Raw genomic sequence first — 25,602 nt, 5'->3', positions numbered from 1 at the left:
GCGAGTCGACGAGTCGCTGAGCCCCACCGACATCTCGACCGTAACGGCCGGGCGGGCCGGTGGAGACGGACACCCTCCGAGGGACCGTGTTCGGAGGGTGCCCGCCCCGCGACGGGGCCGCCGTCAGACGGCGGCGGCGGTGACCTCGGCGGTATCCGCGCCACCGGCGGGCTCCGCCGGATCCTCGAGGTCGGCCGGCCGCGCGAGGTCCGCGAACTCCGCGAGCGGATTGCGGAGCGTGCCGATCAGCTGGAGCGCCGCCGACGGATCCGCCAGATCGACCATCTGCCGGTTGTTCCGGAGCTGGAGCCGGTTGAGGCAGGAGAGCGCGAATTCCGGCGCGAACATGTCGTACTCGGCGAACTTGTCGGCCAGTTCGGGGACGGCCGCCTGGTACTCCCGTACGCAGTCGGCCACCGCCGTCCAGAACGCCCGCTCCTCCAGCCGCCCCTCGGCGACCAGCGCCGCCGACAGGAACCGGAAGAAGCAGTCGAAGACGTCGGTGAAGACCGAGAGCAGCTTCATCTCCTCGGGCACCTCGGCCCGGACGCGCTCCACGGCGGGCGGCAGTACCGCGTCGGGGTCCATCACCACGATCTCCTCGGCGATGTCCTTGAAGATCGCCCGCCGGACCGTGCCGTCCTCGCCCAGGACCAGGATCACATTCTCGCCATGGGGCATGAACGCCAGGTCGTAGGCGTAGAAGCTGTGCAGGACCGGGGTGAGGTAGGCCCGCAGATAGCCGCGCAGCCACTCGGCGGGCGGCAGCCCCGACTCGTCGATCAGGGCCCCGGCGAACGAGGCGCCGTCCCGGTCGGTGTGGACCAGGGACGCCATGGTCGCCAGCCGCTCACCGGGGGCGAGCGACGGGACCGGGCTCTCCCGCCAGAGCGCCGCCAGCATCTTCCGGTAGGGCGAGTGGCGGTCGGTGGCCCGCTCGTACTGCTGGTGGCGGTAGCCGATGGCGGCATGCTCGCGGATGATCGAGAAGCGGGCCGCCCGCAGGATCCCGTCCCGTTCGATCAGCCCGGCGAGCCAGTCGTTGATCGCCGGGGTGGCCTCCATGTACGCCGCCGAAAGACCGCGCATGAAGCCCATGTTGAGGACCGAGAGCGATGTCTTGACGTAGTGCTTGTGCGGGGCGCTGGTGTTGAAGAACGTCCGGATCGACTGCTGGGCGAGATAGTCGTCGTCGCCGGGGCCCAGACAGACCAGCCGCTGCCGGGCGACCTCGGCGGCGAAGGTGACGGAGAGCTTGTTCCACCACTGCCAGGGGTGGACGGGCAGCAGATAGTACGCGTCCGGGTCCAGGCCGAGCCCGGTGAGCCGGGCCGCGAACCGGGCCAGGGTCTCCTCGCCCAGCTCGTCCTTCACCAGGGTGTCGTAGTCGAGGTCGGCGCCGGAGGTGAAGGTGGCGTGGTCGCGGTGGGCGGCCAGCCAGATCAGCCGGATCGGGCTGGCGGCCTCGGGCGCGTACGACAGGAACTCGTGCACCCCGAAGCCGAGCCGCCCGTTGTTGGCGACGAAGCAGGGATGGCCCTCGGTCATCCCGGTCTCGATAGCCTGGAAACCGGCCTTCGCCAGCTCGGCGGAGGTGACGGCCGGGCGGGTCAGTTTGTACGCCGTCCCCGCCAGGGTGGAGGCGATCTCCTCCAGGTACACCGGCAGTACGGTGTCGCTCAGCCCCAGGGCCGACCGCAGTTCGGTACAGAGGTCGACGGCGTCCGGGGGCAGCTCCACCCCCCGGTGGCGGCGGACGATCGAATCGGCCGGGATGTCCCAGTGGTCGAGCGCCCTGACCTCGGCGGTGAACCGGTACTCGGTGGCTCCGTCGTCGCTGTGGACCCGGTAGCCGCCGTCCGGCAGCGGCTCGGGGACCAGCAGCCGCTCATGGGCGAACTCGGCCAGCGCCTTGCGGACCAGCAGCCGGTTGGCGCGCTTCCACAGCTCGGGTGTCAGATGGGCGACGGCGTCGGCGACGGTCATCGTCCCACCGCCGGACGGTCGGCCATGGCGGCGCTGCGCTCGAACGACTCACGGGTGCAGAAGCTGAGGAACGCCTCCTTCTCGGGGGTCCGGATCCGCTCCGCTATCGAGAACCCCGCATAGGTGTTGAGGGCCTGGACGGCGGTATTGCGGACATCGGGTTCGACGACGATCCGCTCGGTGGCGGGGTCGGCGAAGAGGGTCCGCAGTACGGCGGTGATCACGGCCCGGGTGAAGCCGTGGACCGGGGTGTCGGTGGGCGCGACCAGGAAGTGCATCCCGACGTCGCCGGGCCGGGCGTCGTACAGGCCGACCAGTTCGACCCGCGCGGGGTCGTAGCTCTCCATCAGGAAGACCGGCTCACCGGACGGCTCGTGGCCGAGGAAGGCATGGTGGTCCGGGTGTTCCGTGATCGCGGTGTACGCCCGGGCCACGTCCTCGGGTCCGAAGTCCGGCATCTGCCAGAACGCGGACTTGGGGTGGGTCACCCAGCGGTGCACCAGCGGGATGTCGGTGAGCGGGTCGAGCGGTCGTACGGTGAAGCCCGGCGGGTCGGGGAGGGTCATACGGAGAACTCCTGGAACGCGATCGACTTTTCCACGGCGTAGTACTCGCGCCCGAGCAGCTCGCCGATGATGTAGGCATTGCGGTACGCGCCCATCCCCAGGTCGGGTGAGGTGATGGAGTGCGTGTGCACGCCCGCGTTCTGGAGGAAGATCTCACGTCCGGCGGTGTCGACGGAGTAGTTGCGGGCCACGTCGAAGCGGCCCCGGCCGTCCCAGCGGACGCGGTCGTGCAGAGGGGTGAGGAAGTCGGGGACCGTGTACTTGTAGCCGGTCGCCAGGATCAGGCCCTCGGTCCGCAGCTCGTACTCCTTGTTCTGCTCCTCCTGGCGGAGGGAGAGGGTGTACGTACCGGACGCCTCGTCGTAAGCGGCGCCGTCGAGGGCCGAGTTGGTCAGCAGCCTGGTGGGGACCGGGCCCTTGAGGTTCTTCTGGTAGAGCAGATCGAAGATGGCGTCGATCAGGTCCCCGTCGATCCCCTTGAAGAGGCCCTTCTGTCCCGACTCCAGCCGGTAGCGGGTGTCCTCCGGCAGGGCGTGGAAGTAGTCGATGTACTCCGGGGAGGTCATCTCCAGCGTCAGCTTGGTGTACTCCAGCGGGAAGAACCGCGGGGAGCGGGTCACCCAGTTCAGCCGGTAGCCGTGGACGTCGATCTCGGAGAGCAGGTCGTAGTAGATCTCCGCCGCGCTCTGGCCGCTGCCGACCAGGGTGATCGACTCCTTGGCCTGGAGCGCCGCCTTGTTCGGCAGATAGGCCGAGTTGTGCAGGAGGTCGCCGCCGAGGTCGCGGCAGCAGTCGGGGACGTACGGCGGGGTGCCGGTGCCCAGCACGATCCGGCGGGCCCGCAGGACCTCGCCGTCGGCGGTGCGGACCAGGTAGTCCTCGCCGTCGTGCTCGATCAGGGTGACGGTCGTACCGAACCGGACGTTGGTCAGCCGGGCCGCGACCCAGCGGCAGTAGTCGTTGTACTCCGTCCGCAGCGGATAGAAGTTCTCCCGGATGTAGAACGGGTAGAGCCGTCCGACCTGCTTCAGATAGTTGAGGAAGGAGTACGGGGAGGTCGGGTCGGCGAGGGTGACCAGATCCGACATGAACGGGGTCTGGAGGTGGGAGCCCTCCAGGAACATCCCCGAGTGCCACTCGAAGTCGGGCTTGGAGTCGAGGAAGAGACCGGTCAGCTCCTCGATGGGCTCGGTGAGCGCGGCCAGACCCAGATTGAACGGGCCGAGCCCGATCCCGATGAAGTCGTACGGTTCGCCGGCGGCGGGGGTCCCGGCCGGCCCGCGCGGGGGCTCAAGAGGCGTGGACAAGGTTCTCTCCCAGGTACTGCTCGGCGTGGCCGGCGATCAGATCGAGTACGGCGGCGATGTCGTCGGCCGTCGTCTCGGGGTTGAGCAGGGTGAACTTCAGGTACTGGCGGCCGTCGACCTTGGTCCCGGCGACCACGGCCTCCCCGGAGGCGAAGAGCGCCTTGCGGGCGTAGAGATTGGCCCGGTCGATCATGGCGGGGCTGGTGACGCCCGCCGGGAGCCAGCGGAAGACGAGGGTGGAGAGCCGGGGCTCGACGACCACGTCGTAGCGGGGGTCGGCGGTGAGCAGTTCATGGCCCGCCGCCGCCAGGTCGCAGACCTCGTCGAAGAGGGAGCCGATCCCGTCGGCGCCCATCACCCGCAGGGTCATCCAGAGCTTGAGCGCGTCGAACCGCCGGGTGGTCTGGAGCGACTTGTCGACCTGGTTGGGGATCCGCTCCTCGACGGTACGGCGCGGATTGAGGTAGTCCGCGTGGTACGTGGCGTGCCGCAGCGTCGCCCCGTCCCGGACCAGGACGGCGGACGAACTCACCGGCTGGAAGAACGACTTGTGGTAGTCGACGGTCACGGAGTCGGCGTGCTCGATGCCGTCGAGCAGATGGCGGCGGGTGGGGGAGGCCAGCAGCCCGCAGCCGTACGCCGCGTCGACATGCATCCAGGCGCCGTACCGCTCGGCGAGTTCGGCGATCTCCGGCAGCGGGTCGATCGAGCCGAAGTCGGTGGTACCGGCGGTGGCCACCACCGCCATCGGGACGAGTCCGTCGGCGACGCAGCGGTCCAGCTCGGCGGCGAGGGTGAGGGTCCGCATCCGGCGGTCACGGCCGGTGGGCAGGGAGACCACGGCGTCCCGGGAGAGACCGAGCAGCTTGGCCGACTTCTGGACGCTGAAGTGGCTGCACTCGGAGGTGAAGATCCGGAGCTTGGCCGGGTCGGCGCACTTGGCCTCCTCCCGGGCCAGCAGCAGCGCCTGGAGGTTGGACTGGGTGCCGCCGCTGGTGAAGATCCCGTCACCGGCGGTGCCGTAACCGATCCGGCCCGCGGTCCAGTCGATCAGCTTGCGCTCGATCAGGGTGCCGCCCGCGCTCTGGTCCCAGGTGTCGATGGACGAGTTCACGGCCGAGAGCACCGCCTCGCCGACCACGGCCGGGATGACCACCGGGCAGTTGAGGTGGCCCAGATAGCGGGGGTGGTGGAAGTAGACGGCGTCCCGCAGATAGACCCGCTCCAGCTCGTCGAGGGCGGCGGAGGAGTCGCCCAGCGGCTGGTCGAGGTCGATCTCGGCGATCTCCGGCGCGAGGGCGTCGGGGGTGATACCGGTGAACGGCCGCCGGGTTGTGGCGAGTCGGTTCGCCACCCGCTCGACTCCTTCTGTCACGGAGCGCCGGTAGCTCTCCGCCGTTACGTCATTGAGCAGGTGCGAGCGCATGCAATGTCCTCCCGGATACGGGGACTTGTCGCTCTCCGGACAGGTGGGGGTGCGAGGGCGACCTGGGGAAGGTTAGCCTAACCTAACCTTTTCTGTGAATCGGGCCCCGGCAATCGGTCGCCCGTCCGCCTGTGGCGTTCTTCACGCGGCGCCTGCCGGGCCGGTGTCCGGGGGCTGTTCACCCGGGCGCGGCGGGACGCCGGTCCGGCGCGGACCGGGCGGGCCGGGGGTGCGGCGCGGTGTGAGGAGTCGGTGCGGAGGGTGGGGCGGGAGGTGTGGCCGTCCGGTGGTCCCGCCCCGAAGCGGAACGCGTGACGGCCGGAAGTATGAATGCCCCATCGATCGCCGGGTGGATCCCGGACGGCGATGGTCGGTCAGAATTTGGCCGGAAACTACCAGTAGATGGTGATAGGGGGTCCGGTGGGGCCTTCAGAGCCGGCCGCGCGGGGCTGGCGGCCCCGGGCGCGCGGCGGGCCGGGCTCAGGATTCGTCGGTCTCGGCCGACGCCGGATCGTCGCGCAGCCCGTCCTCGCTCACCCCGCGCCGCCAGTAGCCGACGAAGGTGACCCGGCGGCGGTCGAAGCCCCGCTCGCTCACCAGATGGCGCCGGAGCGCCTTGACGGAGCCGGACTCCCCGGCGATCCAGGCGTACGGAGTCCCCTCCGGCAACTCGGCGGCGGCCACGGCCTCGACGGCGGACGGCGCACCCTCGTCGCGGACCAGCCAGACGATCTCGGCATCGGCATCGGTCTTCAGTTCGACCCGGTCACCGGCGTGCGGCACCTCCAGCCAGACCCGGGTCCGGGCTCCGGCGGGCAGCCATTCCAGGATCGCCGCGACGGCGGGGAGGGCGGTCTCGTCGCCCCAGATCAGGTTCCAGTCGGTGTCGGCGGGCGGCCGGCAGCGGACCGAGGTGTTCTCCGCGACGGCCGGGCCCAGCACCATCGCCCGCCGGCCGGGCTCGGCGGCCAGCGCGAACCGGCAGGCGGGCCCGCCGTCCTCGTGGACGGCGAAGTCGATGTCGAACTCCGGTATCCCGGCCGGTGTCCGCCGCTGCTCCCGGACGGTGAACGAGCGCATCACGGCCCGGACGTCCTCGGGCAGCGCCCGCCAGGCGGCGAAGATGGCACTGCCGTCACCGGCGTCGACCGGGACGACGGGGGCGTCCTGGCCGGGATGCGGAAGGAAGAGGGAGAGCGACTGGTCGCGGCCGCCGGAGGCGAATCCGGCCAGCGCCTCGTCCCCGGGGAAGCCCCGGAAGGTCACCCGCACCATCGACGGCGAGAGCCGCCGGGCCCGCTCGACCCGGAGATCGAAGAACCGGAAGGGAACGGCGTCGGGGGCGGTAGCCATGCGCGGAACGACCTCTTCTTCGTGCTGCTTCTTCGTGCTGCCCGGACAAGTGATGGTCAGGTTAGCCTAACCTTCCCTCGTTACGGGAGTCCGGACGGTCCGGGGCGGTGGTCCGGGGGCGGGCGGCGGTACGCGTCACCGGCCGGGCGGCCGGGCGCGGATCCGCCAGCCGACCGGAGTCTCCGGGGGCGCCGGGGACTTCGCGACGAGCCGCCGACGGCGCGCGGCCGGAACTCCGCGCGAGCCGCCACGGCGGACAGCGTCTCCCTCGAAGCCGTCCGGCACCTCCACGAGCAGGCCCGGCCTCGGACCTCACGCGTGAGCGGTCGCCCGCGCGGGTTCGCCCTGCGGCTCAGGCAATGGGGGACCCCCGCGCGCCTGGGGGCCCGGGGCCGGGATCCCGCGGGCCGGGCCGGGGGAGTCGGCGTACATCCGGCGTACGTCTAGTCACGCCGAACGGTCCCGGAGCCGATCGGGCGGTCGTGCCGAACGGGCCCGGCGGCCCGAAGGCCACCGGGCCCGGTTGCGGACCGGCCGGTGTCAGCCGGTGAGCCCCAGCTCCCGGGCGATCAGCATCCGCTGCACCTCGCTCGTCCCCTCGCCGATCTCCAGGATCTTGGAGTCCCGCCACATCCGGGCCACCGGGTACTCGTTCATGAAGCCGTAGCCGCCGTGGACCTGGGTGGCCTCCCGGGCGTTGTCGACGGCGACCGTCGACGAGTAGAGCTTCGCCAGGGCGGCCTCCTTCTTGAACGGCTCGCCCGCCACCAGCCGGGACGCCGCGTCCCGCCAGCCGACCCGGGCCATGTGCGCCCGCATCTCCATATCCGCGATCTTGAACTGGATGGCCTGGTTGGCGCCGATGGGCCGCCCGAAGGCATGCCGCTCCTTGGCGTACTTCACCGACTCGTCCACACAGCCCTGGGCCAGCCCGGTCGCCAGGGCCGAGATCGCGATCCGGCCCTCGTCCAGGATCCGGAGGAACTGGGCGTACCCCCGGCCCTCCTCGCCCAGCAGATTCGCCAGCGGCACCCGGACGTCGTCGAACGCCAGCTCGCGGGTGTCGGAGGCGTTCCAGCCGACCTTGGAGTAGGCGGGGGCGACCGTGAAACCGGGTGTCCCGGACGGCACGATGATCGAGGAGATCAGCGGCTTGCCGTCGTCGGTGCGGCCGGTGACCGCCGTGACGGTGACCAGGCCGGTGATCTCCGTACCGGCGTTGGTGATGAAGCACTTGGAGCCGTTGATCACCCAGGAGTCGCCGTCCCGGACCGCCGTGGTGCGGGTGCCGCCCGCGTCGGAGCCCGCTCCGGGCTCGGTCAGCCCGAAGGCGCCCAGCCGCTCGCCCGCGCAGAGCTGCGGCAGCCACGCGCGGCGCTGCTCCTCCGTACCGAAGCGGTAGACGGGCATCGCGCCGAGGGAGACCGCCGCCTCCAGGGTGATCGCCACCGAGGAGTCGACCCGGGCCAGCTCCTCCAGGGCGATGCCGAGGGCGAGGTAGTCGCCGCCCATCCCGCCGTACTCCTCGGGGAACGGCAGCCCGAAGAGGCCCATCCGGCCCATCTCGCGGACGATCTCGTAGGGGAACTCATGGCGCTCGTACAGGTCGCCGATCTTGGGAGCGATCACGTCGTGGGCGAACTCCTCGACCGTACGGCGGAGTTCCTCGTGCTCGGGGGTGAGCCGGTGGTCGAGAGGCATGATCACTCCTGGTGGGAGAGGGCGCGGACGGTACGGGAGGGGCTGGGGCGGCCCAGCCGTTCGGCCATCCACACGCTGGTGGCGGTGAGCCGGCCGAGATCGACCCCGGTCTCGATGCCGAGGCCGCGGAGCATCCACACGAGGTCTTCGGTGGCGAGATTTCCGGTGGCGCTCTTCGCGTAGGGGCAGCCGCCGAGGCCGCCCGCGGAGGCGTCGACGGTGGTCACCCCCAGCTCCAGGGCGGCCAGCGTGTTGGCCAGTGCCTGGCCGTACGTGTCGTGGAAGTGGACGGCGAGGGCGGAGACGGGCACCCCGGCCTCCGCGAGCCCGGTGAGCAGCTCCCGGACGTGGCCGGGGGTGGCCACGCCGATGGTGTCGCCGAGGGAGAGTTCGTCGCAGCCCAGATCGCGCAGGGCGGTGGCGACCCGGACGACCCGGCGGAGCGGGACCGGGCCCTCCCAGGGGTCGCCGAAGCACATCGACAGATAGCCCCGGACCCGGATGCCGTCGGCCTTCGCCCGGGCCACCACCGGCTCGAACATGGCGAGTGATTCGTCGACGGTCCGGTTCAGGTTCCGCCGGGCGAAGGTCTCGGTCGCCGAGCCGAAGACGGCGACGGTACGGGCGCCGAGCGCGATCGCCCGGTCCAGGCCACGCTCGTTGGGGACGAGGACGGGCAGCTCGACGCCGGTGAGGCCGGTGAGCCGGGGGTACAGCTCCTCGGCGTCGGCGAGCTGCGGCACCCACTTGGGATGGACGAAGCTGGTGGCCTCGACGGTGGTCAGTCCGGCCGCCGCGAGCCGGCGCACGAACTCGGCCTTCACCTCGGTCGGGACCACGGTCTTCTCGTTCTGGAGCCCGTCGCGCGGGCCGACCTCGTGGATCCTGACCCGGGCGGGGAGCCCGGGGGCCGGGAACTCCATGGGCAGTCCGGCACCCTCGGCGCCGCTCATCGCCCGGTCCCTTCGGCGGCCCCTTCGCCGGTCCCGGTCGCGGGTTCGGTCTCGTACGGCGTGACCACCGCCAGGAGCTGGTCCATCGCGACCGTCGTCCCGGGCACCACATCCAGTTCGGTGACCGTCCCGGCGTGCGGCGCGGAGATCGTGTGCTCCATCTTCATCGCCTCCACCACCAGCAGGCTCTGGCCCGCCGCCACCTCGTCCCCGACGGCGACCTTCACCACGGTCACCGTGCCCGGCATGGGCGCGGCGAGGGTGTCGGCGCCGCCGTGCGCGGCGGACGACAGGGACTCCGCGACCGGGTCGTGGTCCCGTACCTGCCAGGAGTCGCCGTCGCGGCCGAGCCAGTCGCCCGCGACGTGGAAGGTGTGCCGTACGCCGTCGAGAATGACGGCGACCCGGTCCGCCGTGACCTCGGCCGACGCGGGCGCCTCCCGAACAACGGGTTCACGTCCCGTCACTCGCAGGGGGAAGGCGAGCGGTACGGGCGGCCCGCCGAGCCGCCAGCCGCCGGGCTGCCCGAAGGGGTCGGTCCAGCCGGACGGATCCGGTACGGGAACGAGCGCCGCCGCCCGGACGGCCGCCGCCGCCGCGTACACCTCGGCCGGTACGGAGTCCGGGACCAGCCCTCCGGCCTCCCGCTCGACCAGTCCGGTGTCCAACTCGCCCGCGACGACGGCGGGATGGGCCAGCAGCCGCCGCAGGAATCCGGCGTTGGTGGGGACGCCGAGGGTGACGGTCTCGGCGAGGGCGGCCCGCAGTCCGCGGAGGGCGGTGGCGCGGTCGGGCCCGTAGGCGACGACCTTGGAGAGCATCGGGTCGTACAGGCTCGACACCTCGGTCCCGGGGCTGAGCCCGGAGTCGGTCCGCACGCCCGGGTGGGTGGTCCCGTCCGGCTCGCGCAGGGCGAGGACCGTACCGCCGGAGGGGAGGAAGCCGCGCCCCGGGTCCTCGGCGCAGATCCGGGCCTCGATCGCGTGGCCGGTGAGCCGGATGTCGTCCTGTTCGTACGGCAGGGGTTCGCCCGCCGCGATCCGCAGCTGCCACTCCACCAGGTCCAGGCCGGTGACCAGCTCGGTGACCGGGTGTTCGACCTGGAGCCGGGTATTCATCTCCATGAAGTAGTACTGCGAAGGGTCGTTGCCGGGGACGATGAACTCGACGGTCCCCGCACCCGTGTATCCGCAGGAGCGGGCGGCGCGCACGGCGGCCTCGCCCATCGCGGCCCGGGTCTCCTCGTCGAGGAGGACGGACGGCGCCTCCTCGATCACCTTCTGGTGGCGGCGCTGGAGGGAGCACTCCCGCTCGCCGAGGTGGAGGACGCGGCCGTGGCCGTCGGCCAGGATCTGGATCTCGATATGGCGCGGCCGGTCGATCCACCGCTCCACCAGCAGCGTGTCGTCCCCGAAGGAGGCCCTGGCCTCCCGCCGGGCCGCCGCGATCTCCTCCGCCAGGGCCGACTCCAGCCGGGTCAGCCGCATGCCCTTGCCGCCGCCGCCCGCCGACGGCTTCAGCAGCACCGGCATCCCGATCTCCCGGGCCGCCGCGGCGAGTTCGTCGTCCGTGAGCCCCGATCCGGAGGATCCCGGGACCACCGGCACCCCGGCCGTACGGACCGTCTCCTTGGCCCGGATCTTGTCGCCCATCAGGGCGATCGCGTCGGCGGGCGGGCCGACGAAGACCAGCCCGGCGTCCGCGCAGGCCCGGGCGAAGGCCGCGTTCTCGGCGAGGAAGCCGTAGCCGGGGTGGACCGCTCGCGCGCCGGTACGGGCCGCGGCCTCCAGCAGCCGGGGGACGGAGAGATAGCTCTCGGCGGCGGGCGCCGGGCCGATCCGGACCGCCGTGTCCGCCTCCCGTACGTGCCGGGCACCGGCGTCGGCGTCGCTGAAGACGGCGACCGAGCGGATGCCCAGGGCGCGCAGGGTACGGATCACCCGGACGGCGATCTCGCCCCGGTTGGCGACGAGGACGGTGTCGAACATGGTCACATCGGTCACCTGGTCCTCACATCCGGAAGACGCCGAAGCCGGGCGCCGACGGGTCGTCGGCACCCTTCGCCGGCAGTGGCGCGTTGGCACAGGCTGTGAGGGCGAGCCCCAGCACCTGACGGGTCTCCAGCGGGTCGATGATCCCGTCGTCCCAGAGCCGGGCCGTGGCGTAGTAGGCGCTGCCCTGCTCCTCGTACCGCTCGCGGATCGGGGCCTTGAACGCCTCCTCGTCGGCGGCCGGCCACTCCTCGCCGCGCGCCTCCAGCTGGTCGCGCCGGACCGTCGCCAGGACGGAGGCGGCCTGCTCGCCGCCCATCACGGAGATCTTGGCGTTGGGCCACATCCAGAGGAAGCGGGGGGAGTAGGCCCGGCCGCACATGGAGTAGTTCCCCGCGCCGTAGGAGCCGCCGACCACCACGGTCAGCTTGGGGACCCGCGTACACGCCACGGCCGTGACCATCTTGGCGCCGTGCTTGGCGATCCCGCCGTGCTCGTAGTCCTTGCCGACCATGAAGCCGGAGATGTTCTGGAGAAAGAGGAGCGGGATGCCCCGCTGGTCGCACACCTCGATGAAGTGCGCCCCCTTCTGGGCGGACTCGGCGAACAGGATGCCGTTGTTGGCGACGATGCCGACCGGATGGCCGTGGATCCGGGCGAAGCCGGTGACCAGGGTCTGCCCGAACTCGGCCTTGAACTCGGCGAACCGGGAGCCGTCGGTGATCCGGGCGATCACCTCGCGGACGTCGTACGGCGTACGGGGATCCACGGGCACCGCCCCGTACAGCCCCGCCGGATCGGCCACCGGCTCCTCCACCGGCGCGACGGCCCAGGGCAGCGGCGGGCGCGGCGGCACCGTCTCCATGATCGTCCGGACGATCCGCAGGGCGTGCGCGTCGTCCTCGGCGAGATGGTCGGTGACCCCGGAGATCCGTGAATGCGTCTCGCCGCCGCCCAGCTCCTCGGCGGTGACCACCTCACCGGTCGCCGCCTTCACCAGCGGCGGGCCCCCGAGGAAGATCGTGCCCTGATTACGTACGATCACGGCCTCGTCGCTCATCGCGGGGACGTACGCCCCGCCCGCCGTACAGGACCCGAGGACGGCGGCGATCTGCGGAATGCCCGCCCCGGACATCCGGGCCTGGTTGTAGAAGATCCGGCCGAAATGCTCCCGGTCCGGGAAGACCTCGTCCTGCATCGGCAGAAACGCGCCACCCGAGTCCACCAGATAGACGCACGGCAGCCGGTTCTCCAGCGCCACCTCCTGGGCCCGCAGATGCTTCTTCACCGTCATCGGGTAGTACGTCCCGCCCTTGACGGTCGCGTCATTGGCGACGATCACCGCCTCGCGCCCGGCGATCCGGCCGATCCCGGCCACCACCCCGGCGGCCGGGGCCGCGCCCTCGTACATCCCGTACGCCGCCAGCGGAGCCAGCTCCAGAAAGGGGGAGCCGGGATCGAGCAGCGCGTCGACCCGGTCGCGCGGCAGCAGCTTGCCCCGGGCCGCATGCCGCGCCCTGGCCTTCTCGCCGCCGCCGAGCCTGGCCGCCGCGAGCGCGCCCCGCAGGGTGTCCGCCAGCTCCCGGTGAGCCGCCTCATTGGTCTGCCAGGCGGCGGACGCCGGATCGGCCGCAGAGGTCAGCACGGGTGCCTGTCGTGGTGACGACAGGGGTGCCTGCTGCATCGAATCGAGCCCCCTTGCCCGGACGACGTCAGTGGATGGTCCAGTTAATGACCGTTAACACTTCCCCTTCAGGTTAACGATCGCTAACCGGATTGTCTAGAATTACTTTCCATGAGCACCAGGACGGACGCGCCCACCCGCCGCGAGCAGATCCTCAGAGAGGCCGCGCGGCTCTTCGCGGAGCGGGGATTCCACGGCGTCGGCGTGGACGAGATAGGGGCCGCCGTCGGCATCAGCGGCCCCGGCCTCTACCGCCATTTCGCGGGCAAGGAGGCGATGCTCGCCGAACTGCTCGTCGGCATCAGCGAGCGGCTGCTCTCCGGCGGCCGGATCCGGGTCGCGGAGAGCCCCGGCGACCCCGAGGCGCTGCTGGCGTCCCTCATCGACGGCCATATCGACTTCGCGCTCGACGACCGCCCGCTGATCACCCTGCACGACCGCGAGCTGGACCGGCTGCGCGAGAGCGACCGCAAGCTGGTCCGCCAGCTCCAGCGGCAGTACGCGGAGCTGTGGGTGACGGCGGTACGCGAACTCCACCCCGAGGTCCCCGAGGCCGAGGCGCGGGCCGCCGTACACGCAGTCTTCGGCCTGCTGAACTCCACCCCGCACCTGGGCTCGCGCGGCTCCGGCCTCCCGGGCTCCCGGGCCCGGACGGAAACGTTGCTGCGCCGGCTCGCGCACGGCGCGTTCGCGTCGCTCACGCCGTAGCCCCTCCGGAGGGGGGCCGTACTCCCGGACCTCCGGGAACACGGGCCCCGGCCCGGCCGTGGCGGCACAATGGGGAGATGCCGATACCCAGCCGTGCCGAACTCGTCGAGCACCTCGTCCGTACCCGGATCGCGGGCGACGTCGCCACCCCGCGCGACAACAACCTCTCCCACTACCGCAGGCTCGCCAACGGCGACCGGCACTACTGGCTGGGTCTCGAACTGGGCGACCGCTGGACCGACGAACAGGACGTCCTCGCCGTCATGGCCGAACGCTGCGGCGTCAACGACGACCCCGGGCACCGGGTGGGCCAGGACACCATCGACCCCGACCTGACCGTCGACGGCCTCGACCGGATGGCGGCCAGACTCCGCAAGGCGGCGGCCGGAAGACAGCGAGTCCTCTTCGCCACCGGCCACCCCGGCGGCCTCCTCGACGTCCACCGCACGACGGCGGACGCGCTGCGCGCGGCGGGCTGCGAGATCGTCTCGATCCCCGGCGGCCTGATGACCGACGAGGGCATGGTCTACCAGGTCGGCGGGGTGGCGGTCCTGGAACACGGCGCCACCCTTTGGCACACCCACTCCCCGACCCCGATGGCGGCGATCCTCGACGGCCTGACCCGCGACGGCAGCCCGCTCCCGGAGTTGGTCGTCGCCGACCACGGCTGGGCGGGCTGCGCGGCCCAACGCGGCTTCGACACGGTCGGCTACGCGGACTCCAACGACCCGGCGCTGTTCCTGGGCGAGTCGGAGGGCACGGTCCAGGTCACGGTCCCCCTGGACGACCACGTTTTGGACCCGAGGTTCTACGAGCCGATGACGGCGTATCTGCTGGGGGCGGCGGGGCTGGTCGAGGGCTGACGCCGTGGGGGCGGGGACCGCGCGGTGACCGTGTTGATCAGCTTCTGATCGTCGGGACCATCCCCGCACGCGCGGGGACCACTGGCCGAAGCCCATTCCTTTGAGCTGCCAGTCGGGAACATCCCCGCATACGCGGGGACCACGCATCGCGCTTGGCCTTGGTCAGCCGGAGCGGGGGACCATCCCCGCACGCGCGGGGACCACCGGACGATCGCGTCCCTCTTCGCCGCCGACCGGGAACATCCCCGCACGCGCGGGGACCACTAGGGGACGCCCGCGTACTGGAACCGGCCCACGGGAACATCCCCGCACGCGCGGGGACCACCCCTCAAGGGTGAGGGTCTTGCCGATCTGCATGGGAACATCCCCGCACGCGCGGGGACCACCCACTTCGTTTCCAGCAGCGTGCCGTCCGCCGGGGAACATCCCCGCACGCGCGGGGACCACACAGCAGTGTCGATCCATGTTTCGCCGATCGAGGGAACATCCCCGCACGCGCGGGGAGCACCCATCTGACCGGCTGCCCGATCCGCCCGACCAGGGAACATCCCCGCACGCGCGGGGAGCACTTCGCGCGGGTCCGCTTGTGGGATCCCCGGAGGGGAACATCCCCGCACGCGCGGGGAGCACTTGCTCGCCGAAGTCGAGTCGTTCCACCGGCGGGGAACATCCCCGCACGCGCGGGGAGCACAGTTTCCGACCTGCGGGTTTGTCAGGCGGGGGTGTGGTTTTTCATTACTAGTGCCGACTCCGGCGTATCGGGTGAATGGGGTGAACTGGTCGATCGTTGACCCTTGTTGTGCCCCATGTCTTCCGGCCCTCGTTCGTTGGTGTTGGGTGTTGACGATACGGGGTGTGGTGCGGTGCGTCAGGGCGTCTCGGGTGTTCTGTGGCGTGTCGCGGTGGGGTGGTTGTTGGTGATGGTGATGTGCCATTGGTTGCCGGGTTGTGGGCCGTGGCAGTGGAGTTGGCCGGTGATGGTGTGGTTGGGGTAGGTGTTGATGGCGTGCTGGATTTGGTGGGTGAGGGCGTGGGTGTGGTGGCGTCGGGGTTCGAGGTGGGTGGCGTGGCCGGTGGTGTTGAGGCGTAGGAGGAGGTCGCAGCCGTACGGGGGTTCTTCCGGAGTGTCGGGGTGGTAGGGGGTGCCCTGCGTTATTTGCGGGGGCAGAGGCGGGGTGATGGTGAACGCTCCGGTGACGTGGATGGTGTGCACGGGTCGGCTTTCAGGTGAGGAGTCCGGTGGCTGCGTAGGTGTGGTCCTCGGGCGGGGCTTGATCGTCAGCGTGGGTGGGGTGCCATTGGCTGGCCGGGACGAGGCCGGGGCCGACTGCGGTCAGTCCGTCGAAGAAGGCGGCGATGCCCTCAAAAGATCGGGGGCGGGTGGGGAGTCCGGCGATCTGGAGGGTTCGGGTGGCCCGCTGAACGGTCGCCGGGTGGTGTTCGTGGGTGAGGTGGGTGGAGATGAGCGCACTCCCGGTCGGGAGGGCGTCGAGGAGTTGGCGTACGGCGGTGTGGGGGTGGTCGTGGTCGTAGATCGTGTCGAGGACTGTGGTGGCGACCACAGCGACAGGCCGACTGAGGTCAAGATGGGCGGCCGCCTCGTCGAGGATGTGCTCGGTGTTGCGCAGGTCGCCCAGGATCGTGCGGACCGTGCCGCCCGTTTCTTCCGTCTCGTAGGCGGTGGTGAGGTGGGCGGTGACCAGCGGGTCGTGGTCGACGTAGAGGGCCCTGGCCCGGCGGTGGTGGCGCTGGACGAGGTGGTGGCTGGCGGGGGTGGAACGGGGTGGGAGTCCGGGGCCGATCTCCAGGACCTGCGCGATCCCCAAGTCCCGTGCCGCGTGGGTGACGGCCCGCAGCCGGAAGGCCCGGGTAGCCCGCGCGACCTCCCGCACCGGATAGCCCAGGGCATGGAGGGTTCGTACGAGGTCCTCATCCGCCTCGTACGCGTCCAGCGCCTCAGCCGCGTCACCGAGCGCCGCATGCTGAAGCCGCGCACTACTCACCGGCCGAAACCCAGCAGCGGTATCGGGCGGGACGGTCATGACGCGTTCCCCACGTCGTACGCGGGCGTGCAGCCGATGAGGCGGGTGACGGTTCGGTCCATGAGCAGCCATGGCAGGCGCGGGTCGTCGTGCGGGAGCCGCGCGCCGACCGTTGTCGCTACTGGCGCCCCGCCGGGGTTGCCGGGGTCGGGGCCGTACAGCAGGCCGTGGAAGCCCCAGAGCTGCGGGTAGCGCACTCGTACGGCCCGGTGTCCCCGGACGAGAGACGGGCACTGCCGGACCGCGAGGGCCGCGCAGGGGTCGGGGCACAGGGGCACGATCTCGGTGAGGGAGCCGTCCGTCACCTCTTCCGTCCCCGGGAAGAGCCAGAGCGGCCCGTCGGGGTGCGGGGCCGGTCGTCGCCCGCAGACTTGGCACAGCAACTGCTGTGCGGAACGGCGTTGGCGGCGGCCGTCGACCTCTTCGTACAGCGGTCGGCTCCCCGGGGCGGGCCCCCTTCGGCCCCGGCCGCGAGCGATCAGCACCCTGTCGTCGGTCCGGTCGTGGACACCCTCGTCGGCGTACGCGATACCCCGCCCACCGGGCGCCAGTACGACGGGCTCGCGGAGGTTCGGTGCGTCGGACCAGGGGGTGATCCAGGGGACGACACGGCCCCGGAACACCGGCAGTCCGGTTCTGCTCATCGGGGCACCGCCCGGACGGTGTCGGCGTCGAGGATGTGTGCCGGGCAGGTGGTGAGTCCGGGCCGTACCTCGACCGGCGCGGTCGTCTCCCGCGCGCAGACCAGACAGACCTCCGTCGTGGCGGCGGGCGGCTCTTCGGCGAGCAGGCAGTCGAGCACCGTCGGCTGGGTCCGGAAGTACTCCCGGGCCTGCTCCTTCGTCGGACCCGTCCAAGGCCGCGACCAAGGACTCACGGGCGGCGGCACGACGGTGTCGGGCAGCGCCGAGAAGTGCGCGGCGGTGTGCCGACCCGGACGTTGGCGTGAAAACGGTAAGACCAAGGCACGTGCGAACGCATGGGCGATAGAGTCACGCATACGGCTGATCAGCTCCTTAGCAAAGCTGCTCCGTCGAGCCCCGGCGGACCGTTAGCGGCGGCCCCTCCGGGGCGTCTTTGATGGGCATCCCGCCCCGATGGGGGCAGGTGGATTCGGGGCAGGAGTGTCGTCGCGCGCCAGGCTCGACACCGGCTCAGCTCCCGGTCGGCTCCTGTGGTTCCTGTTCGACGACCGCTACGAAGCAGTGAGTCGGCAGGGCGTCGGACGGAGAGCCAGTCTGATCCGTCACGATCCCCTGTGCCCCGGTGGACACCAGGAGTCGGAGGGCGCCAGCCCACGATGTCGCTTCGGCCGTGACGGTCCAGTCGCGCGCACGGGCGTAGACGCGCAGTCGGGATATGGCGTCCTGGCCGTGTGCGGCGGAGTGGATGACGACACCGACCCGGTCACGTTCACAGGTCGGCATGAGGCCCGCTGCCGCGTCGGCGAGGCGGGCTCGGAGGGCTCGCTGAGGTCCGGTTCGGCTCATACCGCGACGATCCCGCGACAGTGACGCGGGTGGAAGAAAAGCCCCTACGAGCCCGACGATCCGTCAAGCTCCAGCTCGTACGGGGCATATGAGCCGCGTCGGGCAATGAGCCGGACTCGTATGCGGCGTATGAGTCAGAGGGCCGTCCTCGATGTCGCGGGGGAGAAGCCGTCAGCCCCATCGAGTCCGGTCGCGACCAGCTTTGAGACCCGCCGGAGCCGAGCCGTGGAGGCGCGGCCGATCTTCTCCACGATGACGGACGGCAGTGCTTGATGCCGGGCCCAGACGGGGTGATCGAGCAGAGCCCGCTCCAGTGTGTCCAGCGACGCGTCCCACAACTTCGCGTCCGCCTGCGCCATGGCCTTGTCCATGGCATACCGGCTGCGCGCGGCCCCGGACAGGGATGCTTCATGATGCGGCTTGATGTCGGCGATCAGCCCCAGCGCCTGAGCGGTCTGCCCTAGGGCGACCTTGACCCCCACCGCCTGCGTGCTCGCCGTCACCGGCCCGAAGACGGTGCCGTGGGCCCGAGCCTCGTGCCCCATCCGGGCTCCGGCGGCGTGGGACTGGCTGAGGTAGTCACCGGCCAGCCCGCCGTTTCCGATACGGGAGGCGACGACGGCGGCGAAGTTGATGTGGGATCCGTACGCGACCAACTCGCCCGTCGTCGCCTGGGAGAACCGGGGTTCGATGTCCGTGGCGGCCTTCTCCGCGAGCGCCAACGACTCCTTGAGCCGAGCATCCCTCAAGTAGATCCACGCCCGTCCCGACATCACGAGCGCGCTGCTCAGTCCGTTGTCGGCGCGGGACGCGGCGGTCTGCGCGTGTCCGATCGCGGCGTAGGCGAGGTCACGGGCCCCCATCAAGTTCGCCACATACGCGGCGAGTCGATAGGCGTCCGACAGCACCGTCCACGCCTTCGCCTGCTCGCCGTCGGGCTGTGCCCGTACGCAGGCTGCGGCCTCCGCGATGAGCGGGCCCGCCAAGGACCCGGCGGCCACGTACTTGCCTTCCCAGTACCGCGCCCAGCACTGCCGAACGTTTTCGATGACGGTGGCGAGCGGTGGTGCCGTGACGGTGTCGGGGAACAGGCCGGCGGAGATGTCATGTACTGCTCTCGACAGCTCCCTGACTGTGGCCCGGTCGTCTTGCTCCATGCCCCGGCGTGGCCCTTGCTGTCCGAGGATCACGGATGTGTCCGTCCCCAGAGCTGACGCGATCAGAAGAAGCGTCTGCAAAGTGAGGCGCTTGTCCTGCTCGGCCTGCTGGATCGTCGGCAGGGACAGCCCGGTCATCTCGGCGAGGTCGGACTGCCGCAGTGCCTTCCCCCGAAGGATCCTGATTCGTTGACCTGTTGTGTACTCGCTCCAACGCGCCATACGGGTCTCCTGGTTCTCAGCCTCCACTTGGGAACGGTACCGGTGGCCGCTGCGCGTGGCACGGGTTGTCGAGGGCCTCGGCACCTCTCGGAATCCTGTGCCGTGCAGTCCCCGCGCTCGCGGGGATCACTCCGAGATCAAGGACGGCATCAGCGTCATCGTGGGATCACCCCCGCACGCGCGGGCTGTGCACCCGGCGGAATGCCGACGCACAGAGGGCGGAAGATCGACTACAAAAGGATCCCCAGCCAGTTCGTGAACGTACGCAGATCCTCGGTCGTACGGCGGTACGTCGTGGTGAGCATGCGGGCGGTTTCGCGAGCGATGGGGTGGAATCGTGTCTGCTCCGGTGCAATCGCCCGTGCTCGTTTCAGATACCCCAGGGCGTCCTCGCGCCGGTCGAGATCCAGATGGGCGCGGGCGACCGCGACGAAGTGGTGCCCCTGCCGGGTGCGTGCCATATCCGCCGGGAACCGGATATCGACTGCCCGCTTGACCGCTTTGCCGGGCTGCTTCAGTTCTACATGAGCGGCTACGTCGTGGACAGCGACATTCGCCGGGCCGAATGTCATGTGGTAGTGCAGCTGGTCGCGGCCATCCGGAATCCGGTCAGCGAGTACGGCGGCTTCCCTGATGTGATCGGCCGTGAGATCCGGGTCCCGGGCGAACGAGGCGATGGACGATTCCCGGAGGCGAAGGCTTCCCAGCAGGGTGACACGAGCCGCGCCCCTCACCGCGTCGTCCGACTCCAGTTCTCCGCGCGCGGCCCGCAGGACGCGCAGGGCGCCGTCGTAGTCACCGAAAGCATGGAAGGAGAAGGAGTAGGAGTGGGTCCACTCGGCCAAAGCGCACATCAGCGGGTCGTCGGCGCGGGCGGCGGCCCACCGCATCCGGTCTTCCAACTGGCCCGTCAGGTCCGCGTAGCCGAGCCGGAACGCCAGGCCGTGTGCCATGTAGTAGCAGGAGGCCAGCAAGCCGGCCACGGCCTTCCGCTTCCGCTCTTCCTCCACCAGATGGAACGTGGCCGTCAGCTCCTCCAGCAGGCCGGGGAGCAGCACACCGAGACGTGAGTACTTGGCGCTCTTGCGGTACTCCGCGGCCATCCGGACATCGGCCTTCAGCTCGGGCAACGGCCGGGGGCGGGCGTAGGCGTCCGAGGGGAGGTCGTACCGGCGTACTGCTGTACGGATCCCCTGGATCGGGCCGTGAACCTTCTGATCCGCTGCGTTCTCGGACCTGTAGGGCTGGCCGGAAAGCTCCTCGACCGTACTGCGTAGCGCGCGAGCGGCGGAGATCAGGAATCCGTTCGTCGGAAGCCGCTCGCTCCGTTCTACCTTGCGGACGGCTCCCAAGGACAGATAGGCGGCGTCGGCGAACTCGCGCTGTGTGTAGCCGCTCAATTTGCGCAGAGACGCGATACGCGCCCCGATGTGCTCATCTCCGGTGTCAGACACACTGAACTCCGTTCTGGGCTTCGACACTCAGAACGCTACTCCCCGCACTATCGTGCGAGCACGAGCGGAACGACCCTCAAGAACAGGCGGAGTTCTTCCTCAACGCCGCTCCCGGTGCCAGGGCCACCAAGCGGGCCGCACTCCACCTTGCGGCCGAACAGGAGAAACTGTGAACAACCAGCAGCCGGTGATCACTCTTCGCCGCCACGGTCTCGATGACCTTGCCGCCGTGCGCCCCACACTCACCGAGATCTACGCGGAGGTTTACGCCGACCGGCTCTCGGACCCCTTCTTCTCCGTTCAGGGCTTCGAAGACCGCCTCGACGGACACACGTCACGGCCCGGATGGGAAGTCGTGATGGGCTACGCCGCCGATGAGCCGATCGGCTACGCCTACGGCTCCAGGCTCCCCCAGGGGACCGGCTGGTGGTCCACGATGCTCACCCCGCTCCCCGACGAGTTCACCGACGAGTACGGAGGAGAACGCACCCTCGCCCTGTTCGAACTCATGGTCCGCGCGCCCTGGCGCAAGACCGGAACTGCCCGCCGTATCCACGAAGAACTGCTGGCCGACCGGCCGGAGGAGCGGGTCGCTCTCCTCGTCGAGCCCACCCACCCCAAGGTCCAGAATCTCTACGAGGATTGGGGCTACGAGAACATCGGCCCCCAGCAGCCGTTCCCGGATTCCCCGATCTACGCCACGATGGTCCGCCGACTCCGGTGACCGAAACGGTTGCGGCCTGCTCGGGTCCCTGACTGCGCGCGGGGGAGCGCCCCTCTTTCCCTGCCTCTGGCGAGCCTCGCCCGATCGGGTGACAGCGTCGAGCCCGGCCTGCGCACCCGGGTGGTGTCGAGTAGACGTACCGCCATGGGCAAAGGAGACCGGTACCAGAAGAAGGATGTGGAAGCGGCACTGAAGCGCGCGGAGGCGGCGGGCCTCAAGGTGACGCATGACAAGAATCGCCATGACCAATTCACCGGGAAGCACCGGAACTGTGCGTAGCTGGTACTTCAACCTGGTCCTCGACGCTCCGCTCACTCCGGAGCAGTCGGACCTCCTGGACGGACTCGACCGCTTCGCAGAGGGCGGCATCGGGCTGCAAGAGGGCCCTGGGTACACGGGGTTCCTCTGCGTCGTCCGGGCCGAATCCCTCACGGCCGCCATCGCTGATGCCCTGAGCCGCTTCGAAGACTTCCCCGGGGTGCTGGTACGGAGCGTGGTGCTGGACCACGTCGACCTTGCCTCGAACAACATGGCGACCCCCGCCGTGGTGCCAGCCGATACCCCGCCTGCTGGTGCTCCTCGTCCTTCCTGGGCATAGTCGAGGAACCCGAACCCGGCGTATCTCGCTCCGCTCCGGAAGCGCTCACAGAGGGTCTTTTCCCTCCAGCGGCAGGTTCCACTATGCCGCCTCGGGCAGGGGAGTAAGCGCCAAAACCTGCGGGTGGGTGGATTTACGGCAAGGGGTTGGCGCCCTGGATGATCTTCCAGTCGTGAGTTTTTTCTCCTGAAGCAAGGTGATGCGTTCCTGCTCCCTGGAGGGTGACGAGAGCGGTGTGGGAGGGATCGAGTTCGTCGACCGGATGCCCATGGAAGAGGATCTCCGTCAGCTCCAGGTCGATCGCGACCGCAATATCGCGGATGCGGTGAAACCGCGCCCCGAGGCGGACTGGTCCTCGGACGCACCACACGACAAAGGTCGCCCTTTCCTCCTCGGTGCCCCGGATATCGTCGATCTGGAGTTCCGCGTCAATCCGCCGGTGCTCGGGAGTCATCGTCACACCGCCATGATCTCAGTGCGTTCGACGACCCGGTTGCTGTTCCTGTCTACCCCGAGCGGGAGACGGGAGCGTCTCCCCGCGCGCGTGGGTCCCGGACCTGGTCAGGTCGGCCAAGATGGACAGGCGGGGAGCACGCTGCCGGGCTCATGGCCGGCGTCGCGATGTTGGGAACATCCCGGCACGCGCGGGGAGCACGAGTGGACGATCGTCGACCCCAGCGCAGCGTCGGGAACATCCCCGCACGCGCGGGGAGCACCGAGCCACCACCTTCGGTGAATTCGCCCCGGTGGGAACATCCCCGCACGCGCGGGGAGCACACGTGGCTGTGGAACAGCGGCATCAAGCCCGCGGGAACATCCCCGCACGCGCGGGGAGCACGCGTACGGGCTGTCCTCGGTGGCGGTCCACTGGGGAACATCCCCGCACGCGCGGGGAGCACTCGTCACCGAGGATCATCGACTCGTCCAGGACGGGAACATCCCCGCACGCGCGGGGAGCACTCGACTGGTGGTTCGTGTGGGCGTGCCACGCAAGGAACATCCCCGCACGCGCGGGGAGCACCCTTTCCCACCTGCGGTTTTCTCAGGCGGGGGTGCGGTTTTTCATTACTAGTGCCGACTCCGGCGAAAGTAGCGAAGGGTGTGAATGGGGCGATCTCTGGCCCATACCTTGCCGCATGCTTCCTGCCCCGTTCGTCGGTGAGTGTTGACGATACGGGGCGCCGCGCGGGTACGAAGTGGCTTTCGTCGGTTGATGTGCCTGCCGCTCATATCGCTGTTCTCGGGTAATGGTCCGGGGGTCCAGTCCACGTGCCGTCAACGTGGTCCGCACAGCGGGATACGTCGCTCGTGCGACCGTGGGCGGCTGCGGCCGCAAGGGGGCGCGTACCCCGTGATCCCCCAGCAGTCGCGGCACCCGTACCGCGCGGCCGTCAGCGGCGTGGCGACACCGCCGGGGTCGGGTCCAGATACACGCGGCGGATTGCCGGAAGAAGCTCCCGGAGCTGCTGTTCCGCCTCCTCGCAGGCCCATTCCACCTGCGCCGCGCTCGACGCGTCGCGGAAGTCGACCTTGGCCGCGATCAGGACCTCCCGGGGGCCCTGGATCAAGGTTGTCAGTTCCAGGACGCGGACGATGTGCGGCACCGTGAGGATCTCCTCGCGGACCGCTTCCCGCAGGGCGGGCGGCAGGGGGCGGCCGATCAGGAGGCGGGCGTTGCTGCGGCCGAGGACCCAGGCGACGTAGACCAGCAGGGCGCCGATCAGGATCGACGCCAATCCGTCGTAGACCGCCGAGCCGGAGAGCTGGGTGCCGAGCAGGCCGGCCGCCGCGAGCAGCAGGCCCGCCAATGCCGCCGAGTCTTCCATGACGACCGCCTTCACGGCCGTGTCGGGGGTGACCCGCAGATAGTGCTTGGCCGTGGCGTCGATCCGGGCCGCCTCCGCCCGTACCTGGCGCAGTCCGGTCCGGAGGGAGAACGCCTCCAGCAGGAACGCGGCGGCGAGGACGAGGTAGGAGACCAGCGGGTCGCCGGGGTCCTCGCCGTGGGTGAGGGTGTGGATTCCGTCGTAGACGGCGAAGACCGCGCCGCCGACGAAGGTGGCGACCGCCGCGAGCAGGGCCCAGATGTACCGTTCGGGGCCGTAGCCGAGGGGGTGGTCGTCGTCGGCGGGGCGTTCGGAGCGGCGCAGGGCCGTCAGCAGCATCACCTCCGTGACGGTGTCGGCGACGGAGTGCGCGGCCTCGGAGAGCATCGCGCTGGAGCCGCTGAGGACGCCCGCGACCGCCTTGGCCGCCGCGATCCCCAGATTGGCGAGCGCCGCCACCAGAACTGTCGTGGCGCTCTCCGGCGGCTCCGGCGCGTCCGTGGTGTCCGGTGCGTCCTGATCGGTCATAGGGCGGACGGTAACCATCCGTCCGCCCTATGACCGCCGCGCCACGCCCCGGCCCTGCCCGGCTACTTACGCGTCGCGCGGATCACGCCTTCCTGGATGACCGAGATCGCCAGCCGCCCGTCCTGGGTGTAGATCCGGGCCTGCCCCAGGCCCCGGCCGCCCGCAGCCGACGGCGACTCCTGGTCGTAGAGCAGCCACTCGTCCGCCCGGAACGGCCGGTGGAACCACATCGCGTGGTCGAGGGAGGCGCCCATGACGTCGCCGACCGCCCAGCCGCCCCGGCCGTGGGCCAGCAGGACCGAGTCCAGGAGCGTCATATCGGAGACGTACGTCGCCAGACAGACATGGAGCAGCGGATCGTCGGCGAGCTTGCCGATGGTGCGGAACCAGACCTGCGAGCGGGGTTCGCGCGGCTCGCCGACCGTGGCGTACGGCGGCGGCGCCGCGTACCGCAGGTCGATCGCCGCCCTGGCCTCCTTGAGCCGGTCGACGGCGGCCGGGTCGGCGAAGTGCTGGGCGTACGTGGCCAGCATGTCGCCCGCCGTCGGCAGCGACTCCGGGTCGGCGGCGGGCGGCATCGGGGCCTGGTGCTCCAGCCCCTCCTCGTAGAGCTGGAACGAGGCGGAGAGATGGAAGATGGGGCGGCCGTGCTGGACCGCGACGACCCGGCGGGTGGTGAAGGAGAACCCGTCGCGTATCCGGTCGACCGTGTAGACGATGGGCGCCCCGGGGTCCCCCATCCGCAGGAAGTACGCGTGGAGGGAGTGGGCCGTACGGTCCGGGGGGACGGTACGGCCCGCCGCGACCAGGGCCTGCGCGGCGACCTGGCCGCCGAAGACCCGGGGGACGATGGTCGGGCGTGACAGGCCGCGGAAGATGTCCCGTTCGATCTGTTCGAGATCGAGCAGTTCGAGCAGTCCGTCGAGCGCGCTCGTGGCACCCGGCGCGGCCGGGTCCGCCGCGCCCTCGGACGGGCCGTCCGGTGTTCCGTGCGGCGGCTGTTGCGGTGATGGCGTGTTCATG

General features: G+C 70.5%; 22 protein-coding genes and 2 CRISPR repeat arrays. Of the genes, 4 read left to right on the top strand and 18 right to left on the bottom strand.

The genetic code is table 11. The features are described from left to right. Positions 1-123: 123 nt before the first annotated feature. From ABZ714_RS11895 to ABZ714_RS11855, 9 genes are all read right to left on the bottom strand, one after another. On the bottom strand, positions 124-1,986 hold the full coding sequence (locus tag ABZ714_RS11895; RefSeq protein ID WP_358825039.1) for an IucA/IucC family siderophore biosynthesis protein: 1,863 nt from the start codon (positions 1,984-1,986) through the stop codon (positions 124-126). Then, positions 1,983-2,552: a GNAT family N-acetyltransferase gene (locus ABZ714_RS11890; RefSeq protein WP_358825038.1), complete on the bottom strand. Its 570-nt coding sequence runs from the start codon at positions 2,550-2,552 to the stop codon at positions 1,983-1,985. Before ABZ714_RS11890 ends, ABZ714_RS11895 begins: the two co-directional genes overlap by 4 nt. Further along, a complete protein-coding gene (locus ABZ714_RS11885; RefSeq protein ID WP_358825037.1) occupies positions 2,549-3,859 on the bottom strand; it encodes a lysine N(6)-hydroxylase/L-ornithine N(5)-oxygenase family protein in 1,311 nt (436 codons plus the stop codon). The genes ABZ714_RS11890 and ABZ714_RS11885 overlap by 4 nt, the downstream gene beginning before the upstream one ends. Continuing rightward, the gene (locus ABZ714_RS11880; protein WP_358825036.1) at positions 3,843-5,285 is read right to left on the bottom strand and encodes an aspartate aminotransferase family protein; all 1,443 of its coding nucleotides are present in this window, start codon (positions 5,283-5,285) and stop codon (positions 3,843-3,845) included. Before ABZ714_RS11880 ends, ABZ714_RS11885 begins: the two co-directional genes overlap by 17 nt. 480 nt (positions 5,286-5,765) lie before the next feature. After that, positions 5,766-6,638 carry a siderophore-interacting protein gene (locus tag ABZ714_RS11875; RefSeq protein WP_358825035.1) on the bottom strand — a complete coding sequence of 291 codons (873 nt, stop codon included), beginning with the start codon at positions 6,636-6,638 and terminating at the stop codon, positions 5,766-5,768. 540 nt (positions 6,639-7,178) lie between these two features. Continuing rightward, a complete protein-coding gene (locus ABZ714_RS11870) occupies positions 7,179-8,339 on the bottom strand; it encodes an acyl-CoA dehydrogenase family protein (RefSeq protein ID WP_358825034.1) in 1,161 nt (386 codons plus the stop codon). A gap of 2 nt (positions 8,340-8,341) precedes the next feature. Beyond that, entirely contained in the window at positions 8,342-9,292 is a 951-nt protein-coding gene (locus tag ABZ714_RS11865) for a hydroxymethylglutaryl-CoA lyase (RefSeq protein ID WP_358825033.1), read from the bottom strand. Further along, positions 9,289-11,280, bottom strand: a complete 1,992-nt coding sequence (locus ABZ714_RS11860; RefSeq protein WP_358825050.1) for a biotin carboxylase N-terminal domain-containing protein — start codon at positions 11,278-11,280, stop codon at positions 9,289-9,291. The genes ABZ714_RS11865 and ABZ714_RS11860 overlap by 4 nt, the downstream gene beginning before the upstream one ends. Positions 11,281-11,302: 22 nt before the next feature. Continuing rightward, positions 11,303-12,967 carry a carboxyl transferase domain-containing protein gene (locus ABZ714_RS11855; RefSeq protein ID WP_358825032.1) on the bottom strand — a complete coding sequence of 555 codons (1,665 nt, stop codon included), beginning with the start codon at positions 12,965-12,967 and terminating at the stop codon, positions 11,303-11,305. 111 nt (positions 12,968-13,078) lie between these two features. Here ABZ714_RS11855 and ABZ714_RS11850 point away from each other — a divergent pair, with 111 nt between their 5' ends. Together ABZ714_RS11850 and ABZ714_RS11845 are read left to right on the top strand one after the other, a co-directional pair. After that, complete coding sequence (locus ABZ714_RS11850) at positions 13,079-13,675, top strand: TetR/AcrR family transcriptional regulator (RefSeq protein ID WP_358825031.1); 597 nt, start codon at positions 13,079-13,081, stop codon at positions 13,673-13,675. A gap of 77 nt (positions 13,676-13,752) precedes the next feature. Continuing rightward, positions 13,753-14,538: a phosphatase gene (locus tag ABZ714_RS11845; RefSeq protein ID WP_358825030.1), complete on the top strand. Its 786-nt coding sequence runs from the start codon at positions 13,753-13,755 to the stop codon at positions 14,536-14,538. A gap of 53 nt (positions 14,539-14,591) precedes the next feature. Continuing rightward, positions 14,592-15,229: a CRISPR direct-repeat array (repeat unit 29 nt; unit sequence GGGAACATCCCCGCACGCGCGGGGACCAC). 177 nt (positions 15,230-15,406) lie between these two features. Here the strand turns inward: ABZ714_RS11845 and ABZ714_RS11840 are convergent. From ABZ714_RS11840 to ABZ714_RS11815, 6 genes are all read right to left on the bottom strand, one after another. After that, positions 15,407-15,751, bottom strand: a complete 345-nt coding sequence (locus ABZ714_RS11840; RefSeq protein ID WP_358825029.1) for a hypothetical protein — start codon at positions 15,749-15,751, stop codon at positions 15,407-15,409. 10 nt (positions 15,752-15,761) lie between these two features. Then, positions 15,762-16,541 carry an SAM-dependent methyltransferase gene (locus ABZ714_RS11835; RefSeq protein WP_358825028.1) on the bottom strand — a complete coding sequence of 260 codons (780 nt, stop codon included), beginning with the start codon at positions 16,539-16,541 and terminating at the stop codon, positions 15,762-15,764. A 35-nt stretch (positions 16,542-16,576) separates the two neighbouring features. Next, entirely contained in the window at positions 16,577-17,224 is a 648-nt protein-coding gene (locus ABZ714_RS11830; RefSeq protein ID WP_358825027.1) for a hypothetical protein, read from the bottom strand. Beyond that, complete coding sequence (locus tag ABZ714_RS11825; RefSeq protein ID WP_358825026.1) at positions 17,221-17,457, bottom strand: hypothetical protein; 237 nt, start codon at positions 17,455-17,457, stop codon at positions 17,221-17,223. The genes ABZ714_RS11830 and ABZ714_RS11825 overlap by 4 nt, the downstream gene beginning before the upstream one ends. Positions 17,458-18,204: 747 nt before the next feature. Then, positions 18,205-19,476, bottom strand: coding sequence for a helix-turn-helix transcriptional regulator (locus tag ABZ714_RS11820; protein WP_358825025.1), 1,272 nt, complete (start codon positions 19,474-19,476; stop codon positions 18,205-18,207). 203 nt (positions 19,477-19,679) lie between these two features. After that, a complete protein-coding gene (locus ABZ714_RS11815) occupies positions 19,680-20,903 on the bottom strand; it encodes a helix-turn-helix domain-containing protein (protein WP_358825024.1) in 1,224 nt (407 codons plus the stop codon). A gap of 169 nt (positions 20,904-21,072) precedes the next feature. Between ABZ714_RS11815 and ABZ714_RS11810 the strand changes: the two genes are divergently transcribed. After that, positions 21,073-21,627, top strand: coding sequence for an N-acetyltransferase (locus tag ABZ714_RS11810; protein WP_358825023.1), 555 nt, complete (start codon positions 21,073-21,075; stop codon positions 21,625-21,627). A 226-nt stretch (positions 21,628-21,853) separates the two neighbouring features. Next, a complete protein-coding gene (locus ABZ714_RS11805; RefSeq protein ID WP_358825022.1) occupies positions 21,854-22,225 on the top strand; it encodes a hypothetical protein in 372 nt (123 codons plus the stop codon). A gap of 133 nt (positions 22,226-22,358) precedes the next feature. Here ABZ714_RS11805 and ABZ714_RS11800 read toward each other — a convergent pair whose 3' ends face one another. The 3 genes from ABZ714_RS11800 to ABZ714_RS11790 form a co-directional block, all read right to left on the bottom strand. Next, positions 22,359-22,685 (bottom strand): hypothetical protein, encoded by a 327-nt coding sequence (locus tag ABZ714_RS11800; protein ID WP_358825021.1) that lies wholly within the window; start codon positions 22,683-22,685, stop codon positions 22,359-22,361. Positions 22,686-22,790: 105 nt separating this feature from the next. Next, positions 22,791-23,246: direct repeats of the CRISPR family, unit length 29 nt; unit sequence GGGAACATCCCCGCACGCGCGGGGAGCAC. A gap of 370 nt (positions 23,247-23,616) precedes the next feature. Next, positions 23,617-24,579 carry a cation diffusion facilitator family transporter gene (locus ABZ714_RS11795; protein WP_358825020.1) on the bottom strand — a complete coding sequence of 321 codons (963 nt, stop codon included), beginning with the start codon at positions 24,577-24,579 and terminating at the stop codon, positions 23,617-23,619. A 62-nt stretch (positions 24,580-24,641) separates the two neighbouring features. Then, a complete protein-coding gene (locus tag ABZ714_RS11790) occupies positions 24,642-25,601 on the bottom strand; it encodes an acyl-CoA thioesterase II (RefSeq protein WP_358825019.1) in 960 nt (319 codons plus the stop codon). Between the last annotated feature and the right edge of the window lies 1 nt (position 25,602).

It is taken from the genome of Streptomyces sp. NPDC006798 (genome assembly GCF_040635975.1).
Lineage (GTDB): Bacteria > Actinomycetota > Actinomycetes > Streptomycetales > Streptomycetaceae > Streptomyces.
Note: the sequence above shows the minus strand (reverse complement) of the source record. Positions and strands in the feature narration are given on the sequence as shown.

Coding starts and splice junctions, on each gene's coding strand:
- ABZ714_RS11895 (WP_358825039.1), bottom strand. CDS start 1,986: ATGACCGTCGCCGACGCCGTCGCCCATCTGACACCCGAGCTGTGGAAG.
- ABZ714_RS11890 (WP_358825038.1), bottom strand. CDS start 2,552: ATGACCCTCCCCGACCCGCCGGGCTTCACCGTACGACCGCTCGACCCG.
- ABZ714_RS11880 (WP_358825036.1), bottom strand. CDS start 5,285: ATGCGCTCGCACCTGCTCAATGACGTAACGGCGGAGAGCTACCGGCGC.
- ABZ714_RS11875 (WP_358825035.1), bottom strand. CDS start 6,638: ATGGCTACCGCCCCCGACGCCGTTCCCTTCCGGTTCTTCGATCTCCGG.
- ABZ714_RS11870 (WP_358825034.1), bottom strand. CDS start 8,339: ATGCCTCTCGACCACCGGCTCACCCCCGAGCACGAGGAACTCCGCCGT.
- ABZ714_RS11865 (WP_358825033.1), bottom strand. CDS start 9,292: ATGAGCGGCGCCGAGGGTGCCGGACTGCCCATGGAGTTCCCGGCCCCC.
- ABZ714_RS11860 (WP_358825050.1), bottom strand. CDS start 11,280: ATGTTCGACACCGTCCTCGTCGCCAACCGGGGCGAGATCGCCGTCCGG.
- ABZ714_RS11855 (WP_358825032.1), bottom strand. CDS start 12,967: ATGCAGCAGGCACCCCTGTCGTCACCACGACAGGCACCCGTGCTGACC.
- ABZ714_RS11850 (WP_358825031.1), top strand. CDS start 13,079: ATGAGCACCAGGACGGACGCGCCCACCCGCCGCGAGCAGATCCTCAGA.
- ABZ714_RS11845 (WP_358825030.1), top strand. CDS start 13,753: ATGCCGATACCCAGCCGTGCCGAACTCGTCGAGCACCTCGTCCGTACC.
- ABZ714_RS11830 (WP_358825027.1), bottom strand. CDS start 17,224: ATGAGCAGAACCGGACTGCCGGTGTTCCGGGGCCGTGTCGTCCCCTGG.
- ABZ714_RS11805 (WP_358825022.1), top strand. CDS start 21,854: ATGACAAGAATCGCCATGACCAATTCACCGGGAAGCACCGGAACTGTG.
- ABZ714_RS11795 (WP_358825020.1), bottom strand. CDS start 24,579: ATGACCGATCAGGACGCACCGGACACCACGGACGCGCCGGAGCCGCCG.
- ABZ714_RS11790 (WP_358825019.1), bottom strand. CDS start 25,601: ATGAACACGCCATCACCGCAACAGCCGCCGCACGGAACACCGGACGGC.